The sequence below is a fragment of the Halomonas sp. HK25 genome, assembly GCF_047795635.1.
Taxonomy (GTDB): Bacteria; Pseudomonadota; Gammaproteobacteria; order Pseudomonadales; family Halomonadaceae; genus Halomonas.
Map to the genome: position 1 here is coordinate 104,700 of NZ_CP181044.1, position 24,519 is coordinate 129,218.

Here is a 24,519-nt window from a genome sequence, read left to right on the forward strand (position 1 = left end):
GCCACAACGACCAGGCCCCGGTTGAAATCGGGGCCTGGTCGTTGTGGGGGAGGGTGTGATTGGTCTGCCGGCCCTGCGTTACACCGCAGCTCGTTGCGATGCACTGGCGTTTGCCTGGCCGGTAGTGGACGCGGCATGCTGGACTACGCGCCAGGCCATCACCATGGCGGGGCCGATGGTGGTTCCGGGCCCCGGGTAGGTGCCACGGAACATGGAGCTCAGGTCGTTGCCGCAGGCGTAGAGCCCCGCTATTGGCCTGTCGTCGGCATCCAGCACCCGGCCATCCTTGTCACCCTTGAGCCCAGCACTGCTGGCCAGCTCGGCCGGCCATACCGCCATGGCGTAGTAGGGGCCCGGCCCGATGGTGCGCACGCAGGGGTTGGGCGTGTTTTCGGGGTCACCGTTGAAGCGGTTCATGGCGCTGCTACCACGTCCGAAGGCGGGATCCTTGCCGCGTTCGGCGTGGCGATTGTAGTCGGCCAGGGTCTGCTCGAGGGCGCCTTGGTCGACGCCGATCTTCCCGGCAAGCGTCTGGGGGGTGTCCCCCTCGATCAGGTAGCCCGCCTCCAGATAGGGTTTGAGACGCCGGGTGCCGTGGAACACCATGCCCAGGATGTACTTCTCCAGGAAGGCCCGGTCGCAGATCAGGTGAGCCGGCCTGTCCGGCGCCTGTTCCGCGGAGCGCAGCATGCCCATCACGAAGTCGTGGTACGAGTCCGACTCGTTGACGAAGCGGCGCCCGGCACTGTTCACGGCGATCAGCCCCGGCTTGGCGCGGTCGAGGATGATGTGCGGCCACATCAGCTCCGTGCCGTCTCGGCGACGGAGGATGGAGCAGGGCATCCACAGGCCGGGACTGTCGAGCCCTTCGGCCAGCGCCGCGCCGCCGGCCAGCGCCGTCTCGACGCCGTCTCCGGTGTGGGTCTCTGGTGCCAGGCAGTAGCGCCGGGTGGCCTCGGGGTAGAGCTGATTCCGCAGTGCCTTGTTGTGGGCGATGCCGCCGGTGGCCAGTACCACCCCGCGGCGGGCGCGGACATGGCGGCGTCCTTCTGGGCCTTCGATGATGGCGCCGGCCACTCCATCCCCTTGCTTGACAAGATCGACCAGTCGCGTCTCGAAGCGCAGCGGCACCCGCTGCTGACGCAGGCTGTAGAGCAGCTGGGCGACCAGGGCATTGCCCATCACCAAGCGGGTGCCGCGTGGGTAGCGCAGGCGATCCAGGGCGTAGCGCAGCACCGTGCCGGTCGCCAGGCGGAAGTTGGCCAGCGAGGCGAAGGGGTGCAGCAGGGCATCGATCTCGTTGCGTGCCGCCATCATGCCACCGAGGGCGAGGAACTCGCGGCGTGGGGGGCGCACGCGGGCGAAGTCCGCCTTGCCGAGCCGGCGTCCGTCGAAGGGCAGCGGAGCCAGGGCGCGCCCCCCGTAGGCCTCGCCAGGCTGGTTGCCGATATAGTCGGGGTGGGCCTGGGCGGCTACCAGCTGCACGGCTGTCAGGGACTGCAGGGTTTTGACCACTTGGGGGCCCGCCTCGAGGAAGGCGGCCCGGGTCTCGTCGCCGCCGCGCTCACCCACCACGGCCTCGAGGAAGCGGGCAGCGGCCTCGGTGGAATCGGGCACGCCGGCCTCCACGCTGAGGTGAGTGCCGGGGATCCAGATGGTTCCGCCGGAGGTGGCGGTGATACCGCCCACCATGTCGGTCTTCTCGCACAGCAGCACCTCGAGTCCCTCGAGGGCACCGACCAGAGCCGCCGTCATGCCTCCGGCCCCTGCGCCAACGACCAGCAGGTCGACTTCCTCATCCCAACGGGGTCTCGTCTGGTCCGGCATACAGTACCTCACAGCGTTATGGGCCGCCGGCTAGCGGCGTCTTCAGAATTAATTTCAATATATGAATAGTGTTCCGTTTTTATCTCTTCGGCAAGCCCTCGCTGTCACTTCGCGGGTCACAAGGCCGCTCTCAAGGGGCGAGCGGTACCTGCCGCTGGCCGGTCCGGGCGGCCTCCTGGATGGCATCGATCACCGCCAGGGTGCGGGCGGCATCCGCCACGCCGACCAGGGGATCGGCCTGGCCGCGTGCGACCTCGAGGAAGTGGGCGAGCTGGCGCTGCTGGGCGCTGTCCTGGGTGTAGCGGTGCGACTCGCAGACTAGCTGGTGCTGCCAGCCGCGCGCCTCGCCGTACCGCCACAGTGCGAGCTGCGGCACGGACAGCGCCCCCTCGCTGCCGGCCAGGAAGTAGCAGCTCTGGTCGAGGTGCTTCGCGTAGAGCGGCACCTCGTTGACGTTCTGGTCCCAGCCCCAGGGGGAGACCACCGCGTCCGATCCCGTCAGGCTGCCCAGGGCACCATTGGTGAACTCCAACTGGACGATGGCGCTGTCCTCGACCTCGAAGCCGCGCAGGGTGTTGTGGGTCATGGCCTGCACGGCGCTGATCTCGCCACAGAAGTGGCGCAGCAGGTCCAGGTCGTGGACCAGGTTGATCAGGATTACCCCGGCGCCCTGGCGGCGGCGCCACTCCATGGTGAAGTAGTCGTCGGGCTTGCAGGTCTGCCACATGCCGGTGACCGTCGCCAGGCGGCCGAGCCGGCCCGCGTCGATGATCGCCTTGGCCCGCGCGGCCACTGGGTTGTGGCGGCGGTGATGGCCTACCAGGATTGGCACGTCGTACCGCTGCTGGGCGGCGATCAACTGGTTTGCCTCATCCTGCGAGCAGGCCACCGGCTTCTCCAGCAAGGCGGGGATGCCGCGCTCCAGGCAGTCAATGGCGGTGGTGACGTGGAGGTCGTTGGGGTTGGCGATGATCACGGCATCCGGTCGCACCTGGTCGAGCATCTCGCGATGGTCGGTGAAGCGTTCGATGCCGGTCTCGTCGGCCAGCGCCGAGCTGAAGGGGTCGGCGATGGCCACCAGGCGGGCGGTCGGCTCCTTGGTGAGGTAACCGGCATGCTGGCACCCCATGGCGCCGGCACCGATCAGGGCGATACGGAAAAGGGACATCATGCGCTCCTTGAGTGCGGATTTTAGGACATGGTTCTATATCGGAATAGTGTTCATAAAATACTAGACTCCATCGGCGCCGCCGTCTAGATTGTTCGTGTGGGTGATTTATGTTCGTTTTGCGAACAATGCCCGCAGGAGCCCGGTAGCCGATCAGGCCTCGGCGAATCCAACGATGCATTCCAACGACAAGATCGAGGAGTACCCGAAATGCTGAAACCGGACATGTTGAAACCAGGAAAACTGAAAAGAGCTGGTGCGATCGTCACCATGGCTATGCTGCCCATGGCCGGGCAGGCCCTGGCGGAGTATCCCGAGCGCAGCATCCACGGCACCATTCCCTGGGGTGCCGGTGGCGCGACAGACAACGTGGCGCGGGCCCTGGCCCCGCATATCGAGGAACAGCTGGGAACCGACCTGGTGCTTACCAACCGGCCGGGCGGAACCGGCGTGATCGGCATGCACCACGTTATGAGGAAGCGCCCGGATGGCTACAACATCCTGTTTGCCGCCGATAATGCGCAGCTCTACCAGGTGCTGGGACTGGCCGATTTCGACTACGATGCCATGCAGACCATCAACATCATCGGCCAGAACTTGGCGGTCATCGCCACCAGCCCGGACAGCGAGTTCGACGACTTCGCCGAGCTAATGGCGTATGCCGAACAGCATCCGGGTGAACTGCGGATGGGCGGCACGGGTTCCGGCGGTCTGCCGAGCACCGTGCATGCCATGATCAATGCCGTAGACGAGCTCGAGGTGCGCATGGTGACCTTCGGCGGCGACGGTCCCGGCATCACCGCCCTGCTGGGCGGGCACATCGACTTCATGCCGCTGAGCCTGGCCGCCGCCAAGGAATACATCAATTCCGGCAAGTTGAAGGGGCTAGCCGTGGTCGATACTGCCGAGTCCCAGGCGGTGCCAGGGGTGCCGCCCATTACCGAGGCGATCCCGACGATCGAGACCTACCTGCCGTGGGGCTCCTTCTGGGGCGTCTGGGTCCCCGAGAGCACGCCCGATGATATCCAGGCGACCTTGAGTGAGGCGGTATCCGCGGCGGTCGCCAGCGAAGGGTTCCAGGAATTCTTGGTCGATTACGGTGCCATGTCGTTGAACCTGACCGGGGACGAGGCTCAGGCGTACCTGGACAAGTGGCAGTCGGTCACCACCTGGGCGATGCAGGCGGCCGGTGCCACCCAGCAATCTCCCGAGGCGTTCGGCATCCCCAAGCCCTGAAGGCAACGCGTCCTCATTCGATGGCCCTGATTCGTTAACCCTATCCTCCGCAGGACCTTGCGCCCCCTTGATGATGTCGGGGGGCGCTTTTTTCGGTGCGCCAGGCATGGCGCGTAGCGCTTGACTGGCGCTGTTCCCGAGGGTGGTGCCTCGGTATGACTTGGGGGTGAAAGTCCCCTGCACGCCCGGCAAGGGGAAGTGCTAGCCGACGGCAAGGGTGTCCCCCGCGAGGGGGAATCTGAAGGCAGCCCGAGGCAAAACGCTGGCCTGACGAACAGGAAGCGGATACGAGGCGTCATGGCGGGGTGAGATGGCCGAAATCATCGAAGCCCGGTACTTGCACGGAACGCCATGACGTATATCCGACAGGCGTAAGCGGGAAGGTCGCGCGTCTTACCCTGGGAGGTCTGGTGGTCTGCCACGGTGCTACCGGCGCTGAGAGGCGACGGGATGGGCCACCAGACGTCAGTAGAGGCCATAGTAAGTGCCGGTTTACCGCGGCACCAAGGGCCGAACATGAAGAACCGCGAGTAGGCGATGACGTCTCGAGGATCGATCATGAAGACAGAAACTGGCGCTGATACCGTCACCCACCCAGAGGGGCAGGGGCAGTACCCCGCGTCCCGGCCGGTGGGCGTCGAGACGGTCCCGGCGTCGTCATCGTGGACGAAAGCGGAGCCTGTCCCGCTCATGGAGGCCGTGGTAGAGAAGGCTAACATGGCGAGGGCTTACCGTAGGGTGGTCGCCAACAAGGGGGCGCCGGGTGCCGATGGCATGACGGTGGACCAGTTGGCCGACCACCTGAAACAGTACTGGCCGACACTGCGCGAGCGGTTGCTGGCCGGTGAGTACCACCCCAGCCCGGTCCGAGCCGTCGAGATCCCCAAGCCCAAGGGCGGGGCGCGACAGCTCGGCATCCCCACGGTCACCGACCGGCTGATCCAGCAGGCGCTGTTGCAGGTTCTGACGCCGATCTTCGACCCGACGTTCTCGGCGTCGAGCTACGGCTATCGCCCCAAGCGCAGTGCCCAGCAGGCCGTCTCGGCCATGAAGGCCCACGTCGCCGCCGGCCACCGTTGGGTGGTCGATATCGATCTGGAAGCCTTCTTCGACCGAGTGAACCACGACCTGCTGATGGCACGGGTCGCGCGCCGCGTTCACGACAAGCGAGTGCTGCGCCTGGTTCGTCGCTACCTGGAAGCCGGCCTATTCCAGCATGGCCTGACCGCGCCACGCCAGCAGGGTACGCCCCAGGGGGGTTTATGCAAAGTAAACCGCTACATCACGGATACTGCGCCTCGGGGTGACCAATATACTTTCCATAACATCCCTCCCATGATGTGTAAGGAGAGGTCATCGTGACCTCTCTACACCCCCTGGGAGGAACTGTAATGAATCTGCAACCCTTTTCTCAACTAACAACAGATCTTGAACGGGAATTGATACGACTGGATTACACCAAACCGACGATCCGGTTCTATCGCAGAATGTGGGCCAAGATCGCCCTATTTCTGGAAGCCGAACATAGTGATTTTGTCACAGAAGAACTGGGTCTGCGCTTTCTGGAAACGCGATACAACTTTCTGGAACGAGAGAAAAACGGAAGTCTGACGCAAGGTTTGGTGAACATTGGGCGAGTCGTTCGTATGTTGGGCGACTTCCAGCAACACCGTTGTATTCTTCGCCGTTATTATAAACATCGAGAATTATTGCAAACCGACACTTTTAGGTGCATTTTATCTTCGTTTATCACTGATTGCCAGCAGCGGCAGTATTCTCGGTCGACCCAAGGACATTATCGTAAGGGTGCTGAAAAGTTCCTCAGCTTTCTGGAGTCACGAGGCGTAACAGACTGTACCCAGATTACCGCTGAGCATTGCGAGTCCTATATACTGACGTGGCTTGGCTATCAGGCCAAGACAGTTGAATTGCAGTGCCGCGCCCTGCGCTCATTTTTGCGTCACCTCCGTGCCTCGGAACAGCATGCTGAGGACTTGGCGGACACGATCCCTACCATTACAGTGCACAAACATGCACGCATTCCGTCCGCGTGGACAGCAGAGCAAGTAAACCAAGTGCTGAACGCAATTGACCGGGGTAATCCCACCGGCAAGCGGGACTACGCTATGATCCTGCTGGTCGCCCGATTGGGTCTGCGCACCATGGATGTCAAGCATTTACAGATTGCAGACCTGCACTGGAGCGAACATCGGATCGAGTTTGTGGCCTCAAAGACCGGTCAGGTGCTCAGTCTTCCTCTGTTACCCGACGTCGGTTGGGCGATTATTGATTACTTGAAGCACGGTCGTCCCCGAGTGAATTCGCCTCATCTCTTTTTACGGCATCTTGCTCCACTGGAGCCCTTTGCAGACGATGATCACCTTCACCAACTCCTGGAGAAGTACCGTAAGTTAGCGCACGTTTCGTTGCCTGCCAATAAGAAACGCGGCATGCACGCGCTACGGCATACGTTGGCCAGCGTCTTGCTGGAACAGCAAACGCCCTTGGCAGTCATCTCTGACATCCTGGGCCATGCCAATACCGACTCAACGGCCGTGTATCTTAAAATCGACGTTGAGCGGTTGCGGGAATGCGCCCTTGACCTGGAGAAGGAACTTCGCCCATGGGCCTTATGTGGAGCTCCACATAAGGCCCACGCGCGCAGGCACTTCGAGAAGGCCCTCGGCAGCGACGAGGCGGTCGAGGAAGCCCTACTGCGGATCGCCGGGGTCTATGAGATCGAGACCTGGATCCGCGAGAAGGGCCGCGAAGGGCCGGACAAGCTCAAGGCCCGCACCGACTACAGCGAACCGCGGGTCCGTGCCTTCTGGCAATGGTGTGACCACCAACTGCATCGTGACGATCTGGAACCTCGCCACCCGCTGCGCCGAGCCGTCGAGTACGCGCTGAAGCGCCGGCGGAGCCTGGAGGTGTTCCTGTCCGATCCCGAGGTGTCGATCGACACCAACCATCTGGAGCGTGGGCTGCGCTGCATTCCCATGGGTCGCCGCAACTGGCTGTTCTGCTGGAGCGAGATCGGTGCCGAGCATGTCGGCATCGTGCAGAGCCTGCTGACGACCTGCCGTCTGCACGATGTCGATCCCTACACCTACCTGGTCGACGTGCTGCAGCGGGTGGCGATTCACCCCGCCTCGCGCACCGACGAGTTGACCCCGCGGCGCTGGAAGGCCCTGTTCGCCGACGACCCCCTCCGCTCAGACATCGAGCGCTGAATCGACAGCTGGCAGGTCATGGGGCAAGGTAAGCGCCTGCCTACCCGAAATCCCGAGATCTGCCCGCCGCCATGCGTATTGACGACCTGAGCCTTGACCAACTGCTGGAACTCAACCAGCCCATCTGCCGCCGGATCGAAGAACTCCAGGCCCGTCAGGAGATGGACGTGCTGAGCCGCCTGACCTTGGGGCAGGCCGTCTCCTTCGCGACCCGCGAGGGGCAAATCTTCGGCCGCGTCATCAAGATCAACCGCAAGACGGTCATCGTACAGTCGGAAGACAACCGCCAGTGGAAGGTCTCGGCGGGGCTGATCCAGCCACTACGGGATGTGTAACGCAAGCGGTATCTGAGACGCCTTGGAATGACCGGTTACGTATCGACGTACTCAACGAATGGGTGGTGCCATGAGCGCGGTGGCTGTGGTCACCGGCGGTGCCAAGGGTATCGGCTGGGCCACTTCTCGTCGCCTCGCGTGGGACTTCCCCCATGTGGTAATTGTCGACCTTGACGGTCGGGCTGCCGTGGCTCGGGCCGAGGAGTTGGGCCAAGGTCACCTGGGTCTGGGCGTTGACATCACCGACGTGGCACAAGCTGGAGGCATGGTCGAGCGGGTGGTGGCGGACTACGGTCGCATCGACGTGCTGATAAACAACGCTGGAATCGCTGATCAGACGGGGGAGACCCTGGTTCAGTCCGGGGCGGCCTTCGAGCGGGTGCTCCGAGTGAATGTGAACGGGACCTTCCTGGTTACCCAGGCGGTTGCCGGCGAGATGCTGGCTCGGGGGCAGGGTTCCATCGTCAACCTGAGCTCCATCGCCGCATTGGGCGGCATCCCCACCCGTAACGCCTATGCCGCAGCCAAGGCTGGAGTACTCGGCATGACTCGTTCGATGGCCTGCGAATGGGCTCGGCGTGGCATTCGCGTGAATGCCATCGCCCCGGGCTATGTTCGTACCGACTTAATCGAGGAACTGGAGAGGCGCGGCGCCATCGACATCGCCACCCTCGAGTCCAGAACCCCTATGGGGAGGCTGGCAGAACCAGAGGAGGTCGCCGAGGCCATTGCATTCCTGGCATCGCCCCAAGCCAGCTTCATCACCGGTAGTGTGCTTGTTGCCGACGGCGGCTGGAGTGCCTTAGGGGCCCCGGAGGCGAGCCTACAAGACTGATGCATCCTTCGCCGCCGACCAAGGAAGTCGGTGGCACTTCCCCGAATGACATGTATTTCCGACGCCGTAAGCTCGAACACGACTGCGTAATGACCCAACACAACCACAATTTAGAGATATACCTTATGAAAGGCCTGACACAAGCCAGATTCGCCGTCTCCGCCAGTACCATGCTGATGGTCGGGGCCGCGTTGGCCGACTATCCCACGCGCAATATCCAGGGAACCATCCAATGGGGCGCCGGTGGCTCCACCGATGTCATCGCCCGGGGTTTGACACCTCATGTGGAGTAGATTCTAGGCAAGACGATCATCCTCACCAACCGCCCTGGGGGCACCGGGGTGATCGGTACCAATCACGTAATGAACCAGCGTGCGGATGGCTATAGCATCCTCTATGGCGCCGAGAATCCTCAGCTCTTTCCCCTGCTGGGGCTCGCCGATTTCGACTACGCCGCGCTGCATCCGATCAATATCACCAGCGTCGATATCGTGGTCTTCGTGGTGCCGTCCAACAGTCCCTTCGAGACTATGGAGGAGCTGATGGCCCATATCCAGGAGAACCCTGGCAAGCTGCGCATGGGCACCCAGGGGGCGGCAAGCCTGGCTGCTACCACCCATGCCCTGGTTAGCAGTCTGGTCGACTTCGACGTGCGCCATGTCACCTTTGCCGGCGAGGGGCCGGGCATTACTGCCCTGCAAGGAGGCCATATCGACTTTATGCCTTCCAGTCTCTCTTCGACCCGTGAGTACATCAACTCCGGGCGGCTGCGGGCTCTGGCCGTCCTCGACGCCAACCGACTCGATGCTTATCCGGATATGCCGGCTGTCACCGAGCTGATCCCTGATTTAGCTCCATACATGCCTTATGGATCCTTCAAGGGAGCCTACGTGCATAAGGACACTCCCGACCATATCAAGGCGATCCTCGAGGCGGCCTATGCCGAGGCCGTGGAAACCGAGGGCTTCCAGGCCTTCCTGGATAATGTCGGAGCCATGCCTATGAACCTATCCGGCGAGGAGGCGCAGGAGTATTTGGAACGCTGGCAGTCGATCACCGCCTGGGCGATGCACGAGGCGGGCTCGCTTGACCAGTCGCCCGCGGAGTTCGCTATCCGACGGCCATGACACACTCGCGTGTTTCCGCCCCTGCGCCCGATCATGATCGGCTGAGAGCCGTGGCCGTCTGTCCCCTGCTGGCAGACTAAAGTTGAACATATGTCCAAATCAGAACGATGCTACTTTTGGAATTGTGTTCATATTTTTGGTTGCCGCTCTCGACCAGAGAGCGGCCTTGTCCTCAACCTGAACACCCCCACCGCCATAACGCCAACAAGACGAGGTGCAGCATGCATAACCTGAATGCAAGTCCACGGGCTAGCAGCCCTGTCGCTTCCCTTTGCCTGAGTGTCTTGCTCGGTGCCGGGTTCGCCGTCTCACTGCCGGGCTTGGCAGGCATCACGCAGCAGGCCCAGGCGAGCGATACCAAGACACTGCGGTCGGTTGCCCTGCATCGCACCGGGGAGAGCTACAAGAAGTGGCACTGGTTGGACGAGCGACTCCAGAAGGAGACGGATGGCCGCTACTCGCTGGAGATCGTCACCGCAGACGAACTCGGGATGTCGGGCACGGAGTTCCTCCGGGTACTGCGTTCGGGGATGATCGACTTCGCCGAGATCACCACCGGTTATGTGTCGGGTGACTTCCCCATGATCGAGGCCTCTGAGCTTCCCGGACTGGCGTCGAACTATGATGACTATCAGGAGATTACAGATGCGTGGATGACCCATGTGGTGGCGGAAAACGAGGATCGGATGGGAGGCAAGGTCATCTCCAGTTTCGCCTGGGGGCCCATGCACCTCTACTCCACCTTCCCCGTGGATGAGCTAAGCGACCTGGAAGGCAAGAAGATCCGCGTCTTCTCCTCTAGTCAGGCCAAGTATCTCGAAGAGCTCGGGGCAGAGCCTATGAGCCTGCCGATGACCGAACTCTACGGCGCTCTACAGCGCGGTCTGATCGACGGCATGGTCACCGGGGCCGAACATATCGGAAGGATGAGCCTCTGGGAAACCACCAGCCATGTCTCGGATATCGGCATCGCACCGGCCTCGGGCTACATCGTCGTCAGTCAGCGTACCTGGGACGCCCTTCCCGACGAGGTCCAGGCCGCGATCGAAGGGTTCGCCGACGAGTTCAGTAACGAGGGCTGGCGCCTGGGTATGAGGAATGCCGAGCTGGGCTTCGAGATCGCCCAAGCGAATGGCATGAACCTCGATCGCGCCCAGTTGCCCGAGGCCTGGTGGAGCGACATCCAGCGTGCCTCCCAGGAGGTGGTGCTGCCCTGGTGGCCGACTCGCGTCTCGGACCGCGACGAGGCCGCACACAGTTTCAATGCCCATATCGCTCCCTTGAGTGGCACTCGTATCGAGTGACGCCTCGTGTCCTCAGCCGAGGGGATGGCGCTCATCCCCTTACCTACCTCCGGGTCACCACGCCGATCGGCACGCCTGGCTGGCCCCAGTTCCTGTTATGGAGTGATAGCGCGATGAATCATCGAGCCAGCCAGACTGCGCTTCCCCTGACGCATGCCCTGGCCTTACTGAGTGGGGCAGCGGTACTCCTGTTGGCCTTCTTCATGACCATCGACGTGACCAGTCGGCGCCTGGGCGGTCCCTTCTCCGGGATATCAGACACTGCAGCATCCTTCGTCATCGTCATGGTTGGCACCCTGCCGCTGGCATATGCCCTGTCGATGAATGCCCATGTCCGGATCGACGTACTCAAGACCTTCTATCCCAGGCGACTCAATCGTCTCTCGGACTTCTTCGCCTTCGTCAGCATGCTGGCGCTCGCCTCGGTGCTCGCCTGGCAGGCGGTCGGCAACGCCTACGAGTCCTACCGTCTCGGGTCACACATCCCTCAGGCGATCGTCTCATTACCGCTCTTCATTCCCCAGAGCATCATGGCGCTCGGCTATGTCCTGCTGAGCCTCCAGGCGGCCAGGCTGGTCATCGCCGCGCTCCTGCCTGCTCGGGGGGGGATCGCTCATGCTTGAGATCGCCATTGCCCTGATTCTGTTCCTGCTGGTCGGCTTCGTGCTCGGGCTGCATGTGGCCGTCGTCTTGGGCACGGCGGCCCTGGTGGTGGGGCTGATCTTCATCGGTCCCATCTGGGACTTCTTCGGCCATGTGTCCTGGGCCTCTCACAGTAGCCTGACGATCATCGTAGTGCCTCTGTACATCATGATGGGCGAGATCCTGCTGCGCAGCGGAATGACCGATGACCTCTACGAGACCTTCTCGAAGATGCTGAGCCGCCTGCCCGGCGGGCTGATGCACACCAACATCTTCGCCTCCGGGGTCTTCGCGGCGGTCTCCGGCTCCAGCGTGGCCACGACCTCAACCATCGGCTCCGTGGCGATGCCGGCGATGCGCAAGCATGGCTACAGCGAGAAGATCTCGCTGGGCTCCATCGCCTCGGGCGGGACACTCGGGGTGCTGATCCCGCCCAGCATCATCATGATCGTCTACGGGCTCGTCGCCGAGGTGTCGATCGGGCAGCTTTATATCGCCGCCATCGTGCCGGGGCTGATCATGCTGGCCGCCTTCCTCGGCGTCGTGGCGGTGTTCTCCTTCGCCGCTCCCGGCCGTGTGCGCCACGCCGGTGGTAAGGCCAGCCTGAAGGGGCTGGTGACAGGCATCCTGAAGATCCTCCCCATCGTCGGCCTGATTGGCGTCGTCCTCGGCTCGATCTATACGGGGGTGGCGACCTCCGTCGAAGCGGCGGCCTATGGCGTGACCGGGGCCTTCCTGATCGCCTGCTGCAAGCGGCGTGCCTCACTGCGCATGCTGTCCGAGACCTTCGTCTCGACAGCGGTGACCAGCTGCATGGTGATCCTGATCGTCGTCGCGGCCTTCCTGCTGCAGTTCGTGCTCTCCTTCGTCGGTATCCCGGCGGCTATTTCGGCCTGGGTCACCGCCCTCGGGCTGTCGCAGCTGCAACTGATCATCCTGCTCTGCGTGGTGTTCATCCTCCTCGGCACGGTGATGGATGGCCTGGCCATCGTGGTGGCCACGCTGCCGATCTTTCTGCCGGTGCTGGTGGCGGCCAATGTCGATCTGGTGTGGTTCGGCATCATCGTGGTCATCCTGGTGGAGCTGGCCCTGATCACCCCGCCGGTGGGTATGAACCTCTTCGTCCTCCAGGGGGTGAGGCAACGGCTCGCCGGCGATGGCCCCGTCGGGCCGATCACCGATGTGGTACTCGGTGTCCTGCCCTTCCTGATGGCCATGCTGGCGGTCTTGGCACTCATCATCGCCTTCCCGGATATCGCGCTCTCCCTAGTGGGATCCCACATCAAGTAGCCTCGCTTGGAGTCGATTACGCAATGAATCTTTATGACTTTCAGGACCAGATTTCCGTTATTACCGGCGGTGCCAAGGGTATCGGATTGGCGATCGCTAGGCGGCTTGCCAAGTCCGGCGCAAGGGTTGTGATCTGGGACAGTAACCCTGCAGCACCGGAGGAGACCCTGGGTGCCGGGCGGGGGCACGCCGCGCTCGAAGTCGATGTGAGTGACTATCGTTCGGTCCAGCACGCGCTGGATCGCACCCTGGAGATTTTTGGCAGAGTAGATGTGCTAGTGAATTCTGCTGGAGTCGTGGGGCCGGACTGTCCTTTGTGGGAGTATCCGCTGGACCAGTGGGTGCGAGTGCAGCGGGTTAATTTGGATGGGACCTTCCACGCCTGCCGAGCGGTCGTTCCCGAGATGATCCGGAGTGGCTATGGCCGGGTACTCAATATCGCATCGGTCGCCGGCAAGGAGGGTAATGCCAATGGTTCGGCGTATAGCGCTTCTAAGGCAGCCGTGATTGCGATGACCAAGTCGCTCGGCAAGGAGCTCGCCGGCCAAGATATCGCGGTGAACTGTATTACGCCTGCTGCAGCCAAGACTGACCTGATGCTCGAGATGTCGGACGACTATATCGCGGCGGTGCTCGCCAAAATTCCGCGTGGCCGGTTCGTTACCGTTGAGGAGATCGCGTCGCTCTCAGCTTGGCTCTGTTGTCGTGAGAACTCCTTCACTACCGGTGCCGTAGTTGATATCAGCGGAGGGCGAGCCACCTACTAATTGGGGGCGGAACCGCAAGAGGCCACTGACCCCCTCGGCGATATCGTCGGGGCCAGCGAGCGAGGCTTCGACACTATGAGTCGACACCATCATCTGTCAGTGTCCGCGGGCACCTTGGAGGCATAATGAGAGTCCTTATAAGCGGTGGCAGCGGTTTCCTGGGGGCTTGGATCATTCGGCGACTGTTGAAGGGGGGGTACGAGGTACGTGTCCTCGATCGCAGCGGCGACCCCCGTCTGGTCGAGAGTATTGCGGGGCCTCTCGATCGGATCGAATGGCTGCTGGGGGATGTCAGCGTAAGTGAAGATGTCATGGCGGCCGTTGCGGGCTGTGATGCCGTCATCCATCTGGCGGCCCTGTTGACGCCGGCGTGCCGCGACGACCCTCGACTCGGCGCACAGGTTAACCTGATCGGTACCCTGAACCTCTTCGAGGCAGCCAAACGACATGGCCTGCGCCGCCTGGCCTATGCCAGTAGCGCGGGAGTGTTCGGGCCCGACGATGGGGGCACGCCGTACCCAATGACCCATTACGGCGCCTTCAAGCTGGCCTGCGAAGGCTGTGCCCGGGCCTATTTCCAGGATGAGGGCATTTCCAGTATTGGTTTTCGTCCCCTGGTGATCTATGGGCCGGGACGCGAGCGGGGATTGAGTGCCGGCCCAACCCTGGCCTGTCGGGCCGCCATGGCACGACAGCCCTACACGATTCCCTTCACAGGAATGGCCGATTTCATCTTCGTTGACGACGTGGCGGCGGCCTTCGAAGCGGCAGTCACACGGGACTATTCGGGCGCCCATGTCTTCAACCTGTGCGGTGAAACGGCGAGTGTTGCACAGTTGATCTCTGAGATCCGCCGACAGGCGCCCGAGGCCGCGCTGGAGACGACCGGAGAGGCGTTATCCATCCATGCCGAACTCGAGGCGAGCGAATTGGCGCCAGTCCTGGGAGACTTGCCGCGAACCGGTCTGCGAGACGGACTATCCCAGACCCTCAACTTTTACCGGCGATGACAGGTCGTTGTGAGTGGATAATGCCAGCCTTGGGGTGCGAGACGTCAATGCTTGAATTCAGGCGAGAAAGCTTTCTGCGGTCATGATTATGGTTGCACTTAGGCTTTGTCCGAAAAGTCTGCTCGCAGGCAACGGTCAATGCACGCCAGGCATACCATGGCCCTGAAACTACTGGCCAATTTAACGTGTCGGGTTCAGATACGGCGAAGTACTTTGATCCATCCGGAACACCGCTCGATGATATTCCTGTCGCGATACCGGGGTTTGTCAAAGCCCCTCGGCACGCCAGGACAAGGTTTTCGCCTCATCTTGCGCCGGGTAATGACCAGCTTCATACAGTGGCTGTCGCAGTAGTGGCGAAGCGGATCGCTATCATAGCTCTTGTCCCCCACGATGTAACGGCAGCGCTTACTTGGTCTGCCCCTGCTTCCAGGCAGATGAACGTGTTCCATGACAGGGATGAAGTGGCGTGTATCCCAGTTCTGCCCAGGTGAGAGCGTGAAGGCCAGTGGTAACCCGTGCCGGTCACAGACCATGTGTATCTTGATCGTAAGGCCGGCTCGACTCCGGGCCAGGGCATGCTCTATGGGTTCTTGACGCTCCCCTTTTTACCGCCTCCAGAGGCGGTAAAAAGGGGAGCGTGGTTCGACGTCGAGTCGATCATCCAAGTGTCCAGGTCCATCAGACTATCTGCTCGAAAGTGGAGCTGGAGACGCGCCAGGATGGCCTCGAAGGTGCCGTCATCGCGCCATAGGAAGAAGTGGTCATAGACGATCTTCCACGGGCCTTAGCGCTCTGGCGGATCGATCCATTTGGCGCCCGAGCAGGGGATACAGAAAATGCCGTTCAACACCTGGCGGTCTTCACAGCGAGGACGCCCCGTCCTCTTCGGAGGCGAGACGATGTCCTTGATGAGGGCCAAGCCGCTGTCGTAGATCTCGTAACGTCCTGCCATGTGTCACCTATGCTTCTGCGGCATAGGTGACATCAGAAAATTCGAGTTTTCGGACAAAGTCTAGCCAGCTGATCGGGAGGGTGAACGTCACCGAACAAAACGAAGCTGAACAGCGAGGCCCAGACGATCTGCAGGTTGAGGAAGGGTTAAGACAAGAAGGCGATGGCATGGCGCATTGCAAGGATCAGCGTCAACTGACCGCTAGCGATGGTCTGAACATGCCGGCACTCACCGAGCTGCCCCCTGTTCCCGAGCCCTACATGCCCTACTGGCCCTTCCAAGGGGACCTATGTGCACAAGGATACCCCCGGCCACATCAAGTCGATCCTGGAGGCGGCTTACGCTGAGGCCGTGGAGACCCGCGGCTTCCGGGCCTTCTTGGGCAATGTCAGAGCTATGCCGATGCACCTCTTCGGCGAGGAGGCTCAGGTGTACCTGCAGCACTGGCAGTCTATTACCGCCCGGGCTATGTACGAGGCGAGCTCCCCGGAGCGCTCGCCGGAGGAATGGGTTATCAGGCGACCCTGAAGCATCGTGCCGGACGGTGCCCTGCCGCACATCTGGATGTGGAGGAGGCGCCACCCTGGTCAGACACATCCACACGTCTTATTAGGTCGCTGGTGAGATAGCGGGAAGATTTCTTGGAACGATGTTCTAGTTCTTTAGTCTTGCTCTCTTCGCCGGCATATGCATTACCCATTGTTTTACTGAGAGTTTTTATTATTCGCTATGTGAACATCTCAGCCGTGTTGACTGATAGTGGAACTTTATTCTAATTTCAAATTGAGAACAGTTGTTCGCCTTGCGAACCCATGGTGTCGTGACCTGCAGCCTAACTGGCCGTACTGGCACACAGCCGCTGTCTCTCTACGCCACTTAACCCAATAATCACAAATGAGAAAATGATGCAGACCATGACTTGCAAACGTTTTGTAACGGGCTCTCTGACACTTCTCACCTTTGCCGTTGCTACGGCCGTTTCGGCTGTCGAGATTGAAGTCGGTGACACTTCGGCGTCGGTATACGGCTATGCCAAGCTTGATGCCACCTATGACCGGGGTGACATCAAGCCCACCTCGAGTGGGCTGGGGAATTCCATCGGCTTTGCTAACCTGGCAGTGGGGGATGAGGCGACCTCCAGTGGCCATGCTGCCATGCATGCCTGGCAGAGTCGGTTAGGTGTTCGCACGAGCACACCCACGGGTCAGAGTGACCTGATCACCGTGATCGAAGGGGACTTCTACGGAGATGGTGGTGGTGGCTTTCGCCTGCGCCATGCCTATGGCTCCTGGAACGGCATAACTGCTGGCCAACTCTGGACCAACTTCGGGTCTTTTGTGGGCGATATCCCAACGCTGGACTTCACCGGTCAGATCGGCCGCGCCGGTGTCAACCGCCAGGCCCAGCTTCGCTATTCGGCGGGTGACTTTCACGTGGCCTTGGAGGCCCCGAACGGTGCGGTATCAGGGGCCTCCTACCTGGGTGAGGGCAGTGAGCGTCAGAACAGCCTGCCGGACCTGACGCTGCGCTATGAGTCGGGCATGGGCAACATCAACTATGCCGCGGGTGCCCTGTTGCGTCAGGTCGCGTTCGATGATGGCGAGCGTGACGATGCGGCAACAGGGTGGGGGCTCTTCGTCGGTGGCAACGTTGAAGTGGCGCAGAGCACTACGCTGCGGGCCCTGGTGGCAGGGGGCGATGGAATTGGCGGCTACCTTAATAACTCACCTGCACCGGCTGCCTACCGCGATGGCGACCAGCTCGAGAGCCTTTCTGCCTGGGGAGGCACTGTGGGCATCAGTCAGCAGGTTGGCCCCGGCAGTGTCAATCTGGCCTACTCCTATGCCTCCGCAGACTGGGACGATGCCGAGACGGCAGGCGCGGATGTTGCTGCCCAGGACAAGGCGCGTCAGTTGATCCATCTCAACTACCTCTGGTCGCCCGCTCAACGGATTTCATATGGAGTTGAGCTGGCCCATGTCGAGCGTAAGACGGTGGCCGGAGACAGTGGGGATGCCTGGCGGCTCCAGGGAAGCGTGACCTACAACTTCTGAGGTCCGCGCATCAACCTGACTTTGTTCCTTGTTAGCTGTGCTGATGTGGTCATTTCCCGCGCTCAGGCGCGGGTTTTTTTGTTTGCGCCAGGCATAGCGCGCAGCGCCTGACTGGCGCTGTTACCGAGAGTGGTGGGGGTGAAAGTCCAGCTGGATCAATGGATATGACCCCGACTGCGCTGAGAGATCTGGCGGTAATGGAAGTGTCCGTGGACTCTGCGCCGAAAACTACAAGTGCTGGGTCTGGACGCTCATCGTGCCTGGATATCAACGGGAAACGGGCGAGGGCGTTGGTACAATGCAGGTGCCCTGCACAGGGGCTATGCCCGTGCTCAACCGATGGTTCAGTCAGCAGGGAATGATCGTGGGGTAAGATGGCTTACTCGTTCCTCATTAACGGCTGTGGTACGGAACCGCATGCCCAGTGGTGTGAAAGGATGGGGGTAACTCTCGCTCCTGCTCGATGTGGTGCATCGAGCAGGGGGATGGCTCAGCCGCGCCGGGTGGCCAGGAAGATGCCTGCAGCGATGATCAGGCTGGCCCCCAGGTAGGTAATGAGGGGCGGAACGTCACCGAACAGCACGAAGCCGAACAGCGAGGCCCAGACGATCTGCAGGTAGAGGAAGGGTGACGCCAGGGAGGCGGGGGCGTGGCGCATGGCAAGGATCAGCGCCAGCTGGCTGGTGGCGCCGATCAGGCCGATGGCCAGGAACAGCGTCAGCTCTGCGAGGCCGATGGGGGTCCAGAAGAAGGGTACCGCGACGCTGCTGGCCAGGGCGCCGGCCAGCCCGGCATACCAGAGTGAGGCCAGTGGATGATCGTGGCGGCCGAAGCGACGTGTGCTGAGCTGGTAGAGGGCGAAGCAGAACGCCATGCCGAAGGGCAGCAGGGCAATCGGTTGGGTACGCCAGTCCACCGGGCCCACCGCTATCAGCACGCCGAGAAAGCCCAACATCACCGCCAAGCCGCGGGCCCTGTCCACCCGCTCGCCCAGCAGCGGCACCGCCAGCAGGGTGACCAGCAGCGGTGCACCGAAATGGAAGACATAGACCTGCAGTAGGGGCAGCTCACGCAGCGATAGGTAGGCCAACAGGCTGGCCAGTCCCAGGAGCAGACCGCGCAGGCACTGGCCGCCGAGGGATTCGGTGACGAGCAAGGGGCGGCTTTTCGCCAGGCCCAGCCACAGCAGGTAACTGGCCAGGATAACCATATGGCCGGCGTAGCGTGCCCACAGTACCTGCACCGGTGAGTGGGTCTGGGTCAGCCATTTGGCGGTGCTGTCCAGCATCACGAACAGCAGACCGGCGATCAGCATGTAGCCGATGCCAAGCAATGGGCGATCGCCAGGTATGACCTTGGCGGGAGATGACGGCATGGAACTCCGGCAAAGTGTGAAGGTAGGGTGGGCAGCGGAACCAAGTTCTAATATTAGCAGGCGGCAAGCTAGCCTGCTAATAAAATAGCCGCCCGGCAGAAGGCTGCGGGGCGGCGAGTGGTGCCGAGACGAAGGTGGCGTCAGTCGCCGACCAGCAGGCGGGCCTTCTCCAGGGCCGTGCGGGCTCGTTCCAGGGCACTGACCCCCTGCTGGCGAAGGGCATCGGTGGGAATCTCCAGGCTGAGTGGCACCGTCGGCGGGATTACCGCGAGCAGGCCCTTGAGGTCCGCCTGACCATCGCCGGGGAAGCGCCGCTCGCAGCGGGCCTCGCGCAGGATCTCATCCATGCTGTCGGGGATCGGCCCGGGCACGTCGCACAGCTGCACATAACGCATCCAGTCGGCGGGCACCTCGGCCAGGTCCTCCAGTCGGCTGCGGGAGCGGTCGAAGTGGAAGGCGTCGACCAGTAGGCAGGCGTTGGTATGACCGGCTTCGCGCACCGCGCCGATGATGTGGCGAGCCTGACTGAGGTCCTTCACCCCGGTCCAGGGCATGAACTCCAGGTGGGGGTGCAGACCGTGGGGGGCGGCCAGCTCGCAGAGGGCGGCGAAGTTGTCGATCAGCCGCGCGGGGTCGTCGTCGTTGCCGGCCACCAGGATCTCGCTGGCGCCGAGCTCGGCGCCCACCTCCACGAAGCGCGCGAAGTCGTCATGGACCCGGGTCTCGGGCCTGAGGCGCAGGATCTCGATATCGGCCACCTTGATGCCGGTATCCTGGATACGCCGGCGGGTTTCGCGCAGCAAGGTGACATCGATAAGTAGCGGGAAAGTCGGCTCTTCAGGGGTGGCCGGGGTGGGCCGCAGGCCCACGAAGTCGTAGCCAGCGCGGGCCGCGGTCTCCACCATCTCGGGTGGCGACAGCTCCAGCACCGTGAGGGCGGCCAGGGAGTAGGGGTGTCGGCTCATGGTCGAGGCCTCACTTGAGCGGCGAGAAGGCGGCCGGCAGGTAGATCGTGGAATGCATGTCGAGCAACTGGGCGGGCCCACCCTTGGGCGGCCAGACGCCGTCGGTGACGGTCTTGGTGCGAATCTCCAGGCGCTCCTCGAGTGTCCTGTAGGGCCAGAGGTGCATAATGCGCGGCGTCTTGCCGTTGGTGGCATAGAAGGCGGCGGCAAGTGGCGAATAGTCGTCGGTGGTGCGCGGTGGCACGGCGTCGGCCCAGCCATCCAGGGTGGCCTTGAGGCCCGAGGGGCGCACGTCGTAGACGCGCAGCTCGTAGAAGGGGCCGAAGTCGCCCGGGGTGATGCCGTCGAGGAAGGGGAAGAGGGCGTAGTCCTCGATGCGCATGTCGGTCATGAACTCCTCGATGCCCAGCGGGTCGCCGGCCAGCAGCAGGCGGTCGCGCTCGGCCTGGCGGCTCTCGAGACTGTCGAAGCCGCGCAGCACCGCGACCTGGTTGAGGGGGCCCAACTCGGAATACCAGCAGCCGAACAGCTCGCCCTGGATGTCCTCGGCCTGGAGGGCGTCCTGGATGTGCTCCATGGCCTTGCCGTGGGTCGCCACGCGCACGGTGAAGGTGATCAGTTCGAAATACTTCATGCAGTCTCTCCTTGGTTTGGATAATCGGGCTCGCTCGCTGCGGGCGCGGTCTCGCAATACTGGCTGGCGGCGTGCAGCCCGGCGATATAGCCGAAGGTCATGGCCGGACCGAGATTGATGCCGCCGGCCGGGTAGTAGCCGCCCATGATGCTGGCCATATCGGTGCCGGCCGCATAGAGGCCAGCGATGGGGGTGTCTGTGCCATCGAGCACCTGGGCGTGCTCGTTGGTCTTGAGGCCGGCGAAGGTGCCGAAGCAGCCGGGGAACACCTTCACCGCGTAGAAGGGGCCCGGGTCCAGCGGCGCCACGCAGGGGTTGGGGCCGTGGGCCGGGTCGCCCTGCTTGCGGTTGTAGGGGGTGGAACCGCGGCCGAATTCCGGGTCCTCGCCCCGAGCGGCGTGGCGGTTGTACTCGGCCACGGTGGCCGCGAGCCCGTCCGGATCGATGCCGCAGTTGCGGGCCAACTCCTCGACGGTGCGTCCTGCCTTGAGATAGCCCTTGCGAATCCAGTGCTTGAAGGGTAGCGGCGCCGGGCGGGTGATGCCGATGCCGTAGCGGCGCTGGAAGCGGTGGGTGCAGATCAGCCAGGAGCAGAGCTCCTCGCCCTCTGGCACCGCCTTGACCATGGCGTCCACGTAGTCGTAGTAGCCGTGGGCTTCGTTGACGAATCGCTTGCCGCTTCTTAGCACGCCGATCAGGCCCGGCTTGCCGCGATCGATGATATGCGGGAAGTGGCCGACATGGCCGTCACGATAGGGCACCAGCGACACCGGCGCCCAGGCCATCGGCGAGTAGAGGCTGGTGTCGACTACGCCGCCGACCGATTCGCCCAGGCGAAGGCCATCGCCGCTGGCGGAAGGCGGCGGCAGCGGCCAGTGCTCCTCGCCCGTTGGCGTGCGCGGGAAGAGCTCGCGGCGGCGCGCGACATCCCAGGGGAAGCCGCCGGCGGCCAGTACCACGCCGCGCCGGGCAGTCAGGATCTCTTTGCCCTTTGGGCCCTCGATCACCACGCCGGTGACCCGCTCGCCCTCCCGGATCAGCTGTTTGGCCGGCGAGGCGACGCGCAGTTCCACCCCCAGGTCGTCGGCGGACTTGGCCAGCCGGCCCACCAGGGCCACGCCATTGACCAACTGCATGGCGCGACCGAAACGGGCCAGATCAAGGAGGTGCCGGGTGACGCGCCTGGCCACATGGAGAAAGGACTTGAGCGAACGGGTGGCGGTCAGAAACGCCATCAGGTCAGGCCCGGCCTGAATCGGCATGCCCAAAAAGGCGGTCTCGGGCATGGTCTTGCGCAGCTTGGCCAGCGTCTTGCGGCTCAGCTCGCGACCCTCGAAGGGGGCGGCGATCACCGAGCGGCCGCCGGTGCCGGCCCCGGGGGTGTCGCCATGGATGTCGGCGATGGCGTTGCCGGCGGCGAACTGCAGCGCCGTTTTTTCGTGGAAGAACTCGACCATCTTCGGCGCGGTGTCTAGGAAGGCGTTGATCCTGGCCGGATCATAGCGCTCGCCCAGTTCGTGTCGAAGATAGGTGCGTACTGTATCCGGGTCCTCCTGAATGCCGGCGGCGCGGGCCAGGGGGTTGAGTGGCGCCCACATCCAGCCCCCGGACCAGGCGGTGGCGCCACCCAGGGTCTCCGCCTTTTCGATCACTACAACCCTGAGGCCCTGATAGGCGGCGGTGACGGCGGCTGAGAGGCCAGCGGCGCCGGAGCCGATTATTACCAGATCGTAGTCGTCCTGCACTTCGGCCATGTCGGGCCCTCACTGGAATGCTGTTCCGTACAAATGTAGAACATCATTCTAGTTTTATCAATGGGCGTGGGCGACTTTTGGTCGAGAGCCCCCTGTTGCCGGCGTAGGGGGCTCAGCCACCAGGCAGCAGGTCGTAGTGCTTCATCAGGCCGATGGCCAGACTCAGGGTCGCGAAGGCGGCCAAGGTACCGACCATCAGGGCGGCGGCACTGACTCCGGCCATGCCGTAGCGCTGGCCGAGCAGCGGATAAACGCTGATCATCGGCGCGCAGGCGAATAGCAGGGCGCCGGCCAACAGCATCGGGTCCGCCTCCGGCATCAGCAGGAAAAGACCGAGTATCGCGAGGGGATGGAGGATCAGCTTGCCGACTACTATCTGGCCGACATCGCCCAGCATGCCGCGCACCTGAAGGCCGTGCAGGGTGCCGCCGATCACGAACAGTGCCGCAGGACCGGCGGCGCTGGCCAGCATGTCGACGACCTGGGCCAGAGGCCGGGGCAGGTCGGTATCGGTTACTGCCAGCAGCATCCCCAGTGTCAGACCGATCAGGATCGGATTGCGCACCAGGCGCACGACCGTCTTGCGAACTGCGGTGACGATCCCGGTGCCGCGCTGTCGGCCTGCCTCGGCCAGGATTAGTGCCGCTGGGATGATCAGCAGGTTTTCGATCAGCATGTTGAGGGCCAGGAAGACCGAGGCGGGCGAGCTGCCTAGCACCATGGCGGCCACGGGATAGCCGATGAAGCCGCTGTTGGAGGCGGAGATGCCGAGGGCATGCATGGCGCCCTCACTGAGTGGCTTGTGCTGTACTTTGAGCGTCAGCAGCATGGCGAAGCCAAACACCGCCAGCGAGCCAAGGCCGTAGGCCAGCAGGTAGTGGGGCTGGAGGACTTCTTCGAGGGGGGTCTGGGTCAGGGCTCGGATCACCAGCGCGGGCAGGGCGAAGTAGAGTACGAAGGTGCCGATGCCCTGTACCTGTTCCCGGTTCACCAACCGGGTGGCCATGGCCAGGTAGCCGGCGCCGATCAGCAGGAAGATCGGGGTGGTGATAACCAGTATTTCGAGCACGGAGGCCTCCTTGCCTTGGCTCCGGGGAGGGTAGGGGCCGGCACACTCGGTGAGCGATGGTGCGGGCCTGCGTTACGCTCAGGTAAACAGTTCAGGTAAACAGCGGGGAGGTCGGCGCGACCTGGGAGAGTTCCTGAGCGGCCTGCAGTAGCGCCGGTGCCAGCGCCTCTACTCGCCCGGCATCCAGGCGCACGCTTGGACCAGCGATGCTAAGCACGCCCTGGGGGTGGCTGTCGACAGGGTGTCGGATCAGGGCCGCCATCGCCGTGGTGCCGGGGCCCATGCTGTCGCTGACCCAGCTGTAACCGCGCTCTCGGGTCCATTCGAGGTGTTTGATGACCTCTTCACGGCTACGAGGTGCCTGTGGGCCCACCGGGTGGTCGGTCTCCAGGCCATGTCGCTCAAGCAGCGTTAGCGCTTCCTCCGGAGGCAGAGCGGCGAGCCAGGCATGACCGCTGGCGGTACAGAACAGCGGCGCCGCTTTACCCATGTCGGGATCATAGCGCAGGCCACTACGCGCGCCCTGGGCCTTGGCGATCCAGGTCAGGTGGTCACCCTCGATCACAGAGAGCCGAACCAGTTCGCCACTCTGTTCGGCCAGGCGGTCGAGGATGGGCTGAATGAGGTCGCTGGTCCCGGTGCTGGCTAAGTAGCGAAACCCCATTGCAACCAGGCGGGTGGTGAGCTGGTAGCGCTGGCTCATGGGATCCTGGCGAACATGCCCCAGACGAATCAGCTCGTTACAGATGCGATGAGCCGCACTCTTGGGGATGCCCAAGCGTTCAGCGATGACCAGCAGCGGCAGACCGCTGGCATCCTCGGAGAGGGCTTCAAGTACGCCCAAGGTGCGTTCGATCAGGCTCCCCGCCATGGTGACATCTCTCTATCCAAAAGCTATTACTCTAGAACGTTATTCAAGAAAAGTCATCGCACGCGAAA

22 protein-coding genes and 1 pseudogene are annotated in these 24,519 nt (G+C 62.8%); 14 read left to right on the forward strand and 9 right to left on the reverse strand.

The window, feature by feature from the left end; translation table 11 throughout:
* Positions 1 to 78: 78 nt before the first annotated feature.
* Positions 79 to 1,827, reverse strand: coding sequence for an FAD-dependent oxidoreductase (locus tag ACM26W_RS00470; RefSeq protein WP_416138922.1), 1,749 nt, complete (start codon positions 1,825 to 1,827; stop codon positions 79 to 81).
* A gap of 130 nt (positions 1,828 to 1,957) precedes the next feature.
* Positions 1,958 to 2,998, reverse strand: coding sequence for a Gfo/Idh/MocA family protein (locus ACM26W_RS00475; RefSeq protein ID WP_416138923.1), 1,041 nt, complete (start codon positions 2,996 to 2,998; stop codon positions 1,958 to 1,960).
* Between the two features lie 207 nt (positions 2,999 to 3,205).
* Here ACM26W_RS00475 and ACM26W_RS00480 point away from each other — a divergent pair, with 207 nt between their 5' ends.
* The 12 genes from ACM26W_RS00480 to ACM26W_RS00535 all read left to right on the forward strand — a co-directional run bounded on the left by ACM26W_RS00480 (position 3,206) and on the right by ACM26W_RS00535 (position 14,774).
* Positions 3,206 to 4,231, forward strand: coding sequence for a Bug family tripartite tricarboxylate transporter substrate binding protein (locus tag ACM26W_RS00480; RefSeq protein ID WP_416138924.1), 1,026 nt, complete (start codon positions 3,206 to 3,208; stop codon positions 4,229 to 4,231).
* Between the two features lie 558 nt (positions 4,232 to 4,789).
* On the forward strand, positions 4,790 to 5,593 hold the full coding sequence (locus ACM26W_RS00485) for a reverse transcriptase domain-containing protein (RefSeq protein ID WP_416138925.1): 804 nt from the start codon (positions 4,790 to 4,792) through the stop codon (positions 5,591 to 5,593).
* Between the two features lie 29 nt (positions 5,594 to 5,622).
* Complete coding sequence (locus ACM26W_RS00490) at positions 5,623 to 7,464, forward strand: IS66 family transposase (RefSeq protein WP_416138926.1); 1,842 nt, start codon at positions 5,623 to 5,625, stop codon at positions 7,462 to 7,464.
* A gap of 71 nt (positions 7,465 to 7,535) precedes the next feature.
* On the forward strand, positions 7,536 to 7,799 hold the full coding sequence (locus tag ACM26W_RS00495) for a transposase (RefSeq protein WP_416138927.1): 264 nt from the start codon (positions 7,536 to 7,538) through the stop codon (positions 7,797 to 7,799).
* 70 nt (positions 7,800 to 7,869) lie between these two features.
* Entirely contained in the window at positions 7,870 to 8,634 is a 765-nt protein-coding gene (locus tag ACM26W_RS00500; RefSeq protein ID WP_416138928.1) for an SDR family NAD(P)-dependent oxidoreductase, read from the forward strand.
* Between the two features lie 89 nt (positions 8,635 to 8,723).
* Complete coding sequence (locus ACM26W_RS00505) at positions 8,724 to 8,927, forward strand: hypothetical protein (protein ID WP_416138929.1); 204 nt, start codon at positions 8,724 to 8,726, stop codon at positions 8,925 to 8,927.
* A complete protein-coding gene (locus ACM26W_RS00510; RefSeq protein ID WP_416140937.1) occupies positions 8,928 to 9,761 on the forward strand; it encodes a tripartite tricarboxylate transporter substrate binding protein in 834 nt (277 codons plus the stop codon). It abuts the gene before it with no gap.
* Positions 9,762 to 10,045: 284 nt separating this feature from the next.
* Positions 10,046 to 11,065, forward strand: a complete 1,020-nt coding sequence (locus ACM26W_RS00515) for a TRAP transporter substrate-binding protein (protein WP_416138930.1) — start codon at positions 10,046 to 10,048, stop codon at positions 11,063 to 11,065.
* Between the two features lie 113 nt (positions 11,066 to 11,178).
* The gene (locus ACM26W_RS00520; protein WP_416138931.1) at positions 11,179 to 11,688 is read left to right on the forward strand and encodes a TRAP transporter small permease subunit; all 510 of its coding nucleotides are present in this window, start codon (positions 11,179 to 11,181) and stop codon (positions 11,686 to 11,688) included.
* Positions 11,681 to 12,997 (forward strand): TRAP transporter large permease, encoded by a 1,317-nt coding sequence (locus tag ACM26W_RS00525; RefSeq protein WP_416138932.1) that lies wholly within the window; start codon positions 11,681 to 11,683, stop codon positions 12,995 to 12,997. The genes ACM26W_RS00520 and ACM26W_RS00525 overlap by 8 nt, the downstream gene beginning before the upstream one ends.
* Before the next feature lie 23 nt (positions 12,998 to 13,020).
* Entirely contained in the window at positions 13,021 to 13,764 is a 744-nt protein-coding gene (locus ACM26W_RS00530) for an SDR family NAD(P)-dependent oxidoreductase (protein ID WP_416138933.1), read from the forward strand.
* A gap of 125 nt (positions 13,765 to 13,889) precedes the next feature.
* Positions 13,890 to 14,774, forward strand: coding sequence for an NAD-dependent epimerase/dehydratase family protein (locus ACM26W_RS00535; RefSeq protein ID WP_416138935.1), 885 nt, complete (start codon positions 13,890 to 13,892; stop codon positions 14,772 to 14,774).
* A gap of 98 nt (positions 14,775 to 14,872) precedes the next feature.
* Here ACM26W_RS00535 and ACM26W_RS00540 read toward each other — a convergent pair.
* A pseudogene (locus ACM26W_RS00540) lies at positions 14,873 to 15,729 on the reverse strand (IS5 family transposase).
* Between the two features lie 291 nt (positions 15,730 to 16,020).
* Between ACM26W_RS00540 and ACM26W_RS00545 the strand changes: the two are divergent.
* Both ACM26W_RS00545 and ACM26W_RS00550 read left to right on the forward strand, forming a co-directional pair.
* Positions 16,021 to 16,257, forward strand: coding sequence for a hypothetical protein (locus tag ACM26W_RS00545; protein ID WP_416138936.1), 237 nt, complete (start codon positions 16,021 to 16,023; stop codon positions 16,255 to 16,257).
* Positions 16,258 to 16,631: 374 nt separating this feature from the next.
* On the forward strand, positions 16,632 to 17,783 hold the full coding sequence (locus ACM26W_RS00550) for a DcaP family trimeric outer membrane transporter (RefSeq protein ID WP_416138937.1): 1,152 nt from the start codon (positions 16,632 to 16,634) through the stop codon (positions 17,781 to 17,783).
* A gap of 490 nt (positions 17,784 to 18,273) precedes the next feature.
* On the opposite strand, the gene ACM26W_RS00555 is transcribed toward ACM26W_RS00550, so the two are convergent.
* The 6 genes from ACM26W_RS00555 to ACM26W_RS00580 form a co-directional block, all read right to left on the reverse strand.
* Entirely contained in the window at positions 18,274 to 19,158 is an 885-nt protein-coding gene (locus ACM26W_RS00555; protein WP_416138938.1) for a DMT family transporter, read from the reverse strand.
* 140 nt (positions 19,159 to 19,298) lie between these two features.
* Positions 19,299 to 20,123 carry a sugar phosphate isomerase/epimerase family protein gene (locus tag ACM26W_RS00560; RefSeq protein ID WP_416138939.1) on the reverse strand — a complete coding sequence of 275 codons (825 nt, stop codon included), beginning with the start codon at positions 20,121 to 20,123 and terminating at the stop codon, positions 19,299 to 19,301.
* A gap of 10 nt (positions 20,124 to 20,133) precedes the next feature.
* On the reverse strand, positions 20,134 to 20,757 hold the full coding sequence (locus tag ACM26W_RS00565; RefSeq protein WP_416138940.1) for an NIPSNAP family protein: 624 nt from the start codon (positions 20,755 to 20,757) through the stop codon (positions 20,134 to 20,136).
* Positions 20,754 to 22,511: an FAD-dependent oxidoreductase gene (locus ACM26W_RS00570; protein ID WP_416138941.1), complete on the reverse strand. Its 1,758-nt coding sequence runs from the start codon at positions 22,509 to 22,511 to the stop codon at positions 20,754 to 20,756. The genes ACM26W_RS00565 and ACM26W_RS00570 overlap by 4 nt, the downstream gene beginning before the upstream one ends.
* Positions 22,512 to 22,623: 112 nt before the next feature.
* On the reverse strand, positions 22,624 to 23,580 hold the full coding sequence (locus ACM26W_RS00575) for an AEC family transporter (RefSeq protein WP_416138942.1): 957 nt from the start codon (positions 23,578 to 23,580) through the stop codon (positions 22,624 to 22,626).
* 91 nt (positions 23,581 to 23,671) lie between these two features.
* Positions 23,672 to 24,451, reverse strand: a complete 780-nt coding sequence (locus ACM26W_RS00580; RefSeq protein WP_416138943.1) for an IclR family transcriptional regulator — start codon at positions 24,449 to 24,451, stop codon at positions 23,672 to 23,674.
* Between the last annotated feature and the right edge of the window lie 68 nt (positions 24,452 to 24,519).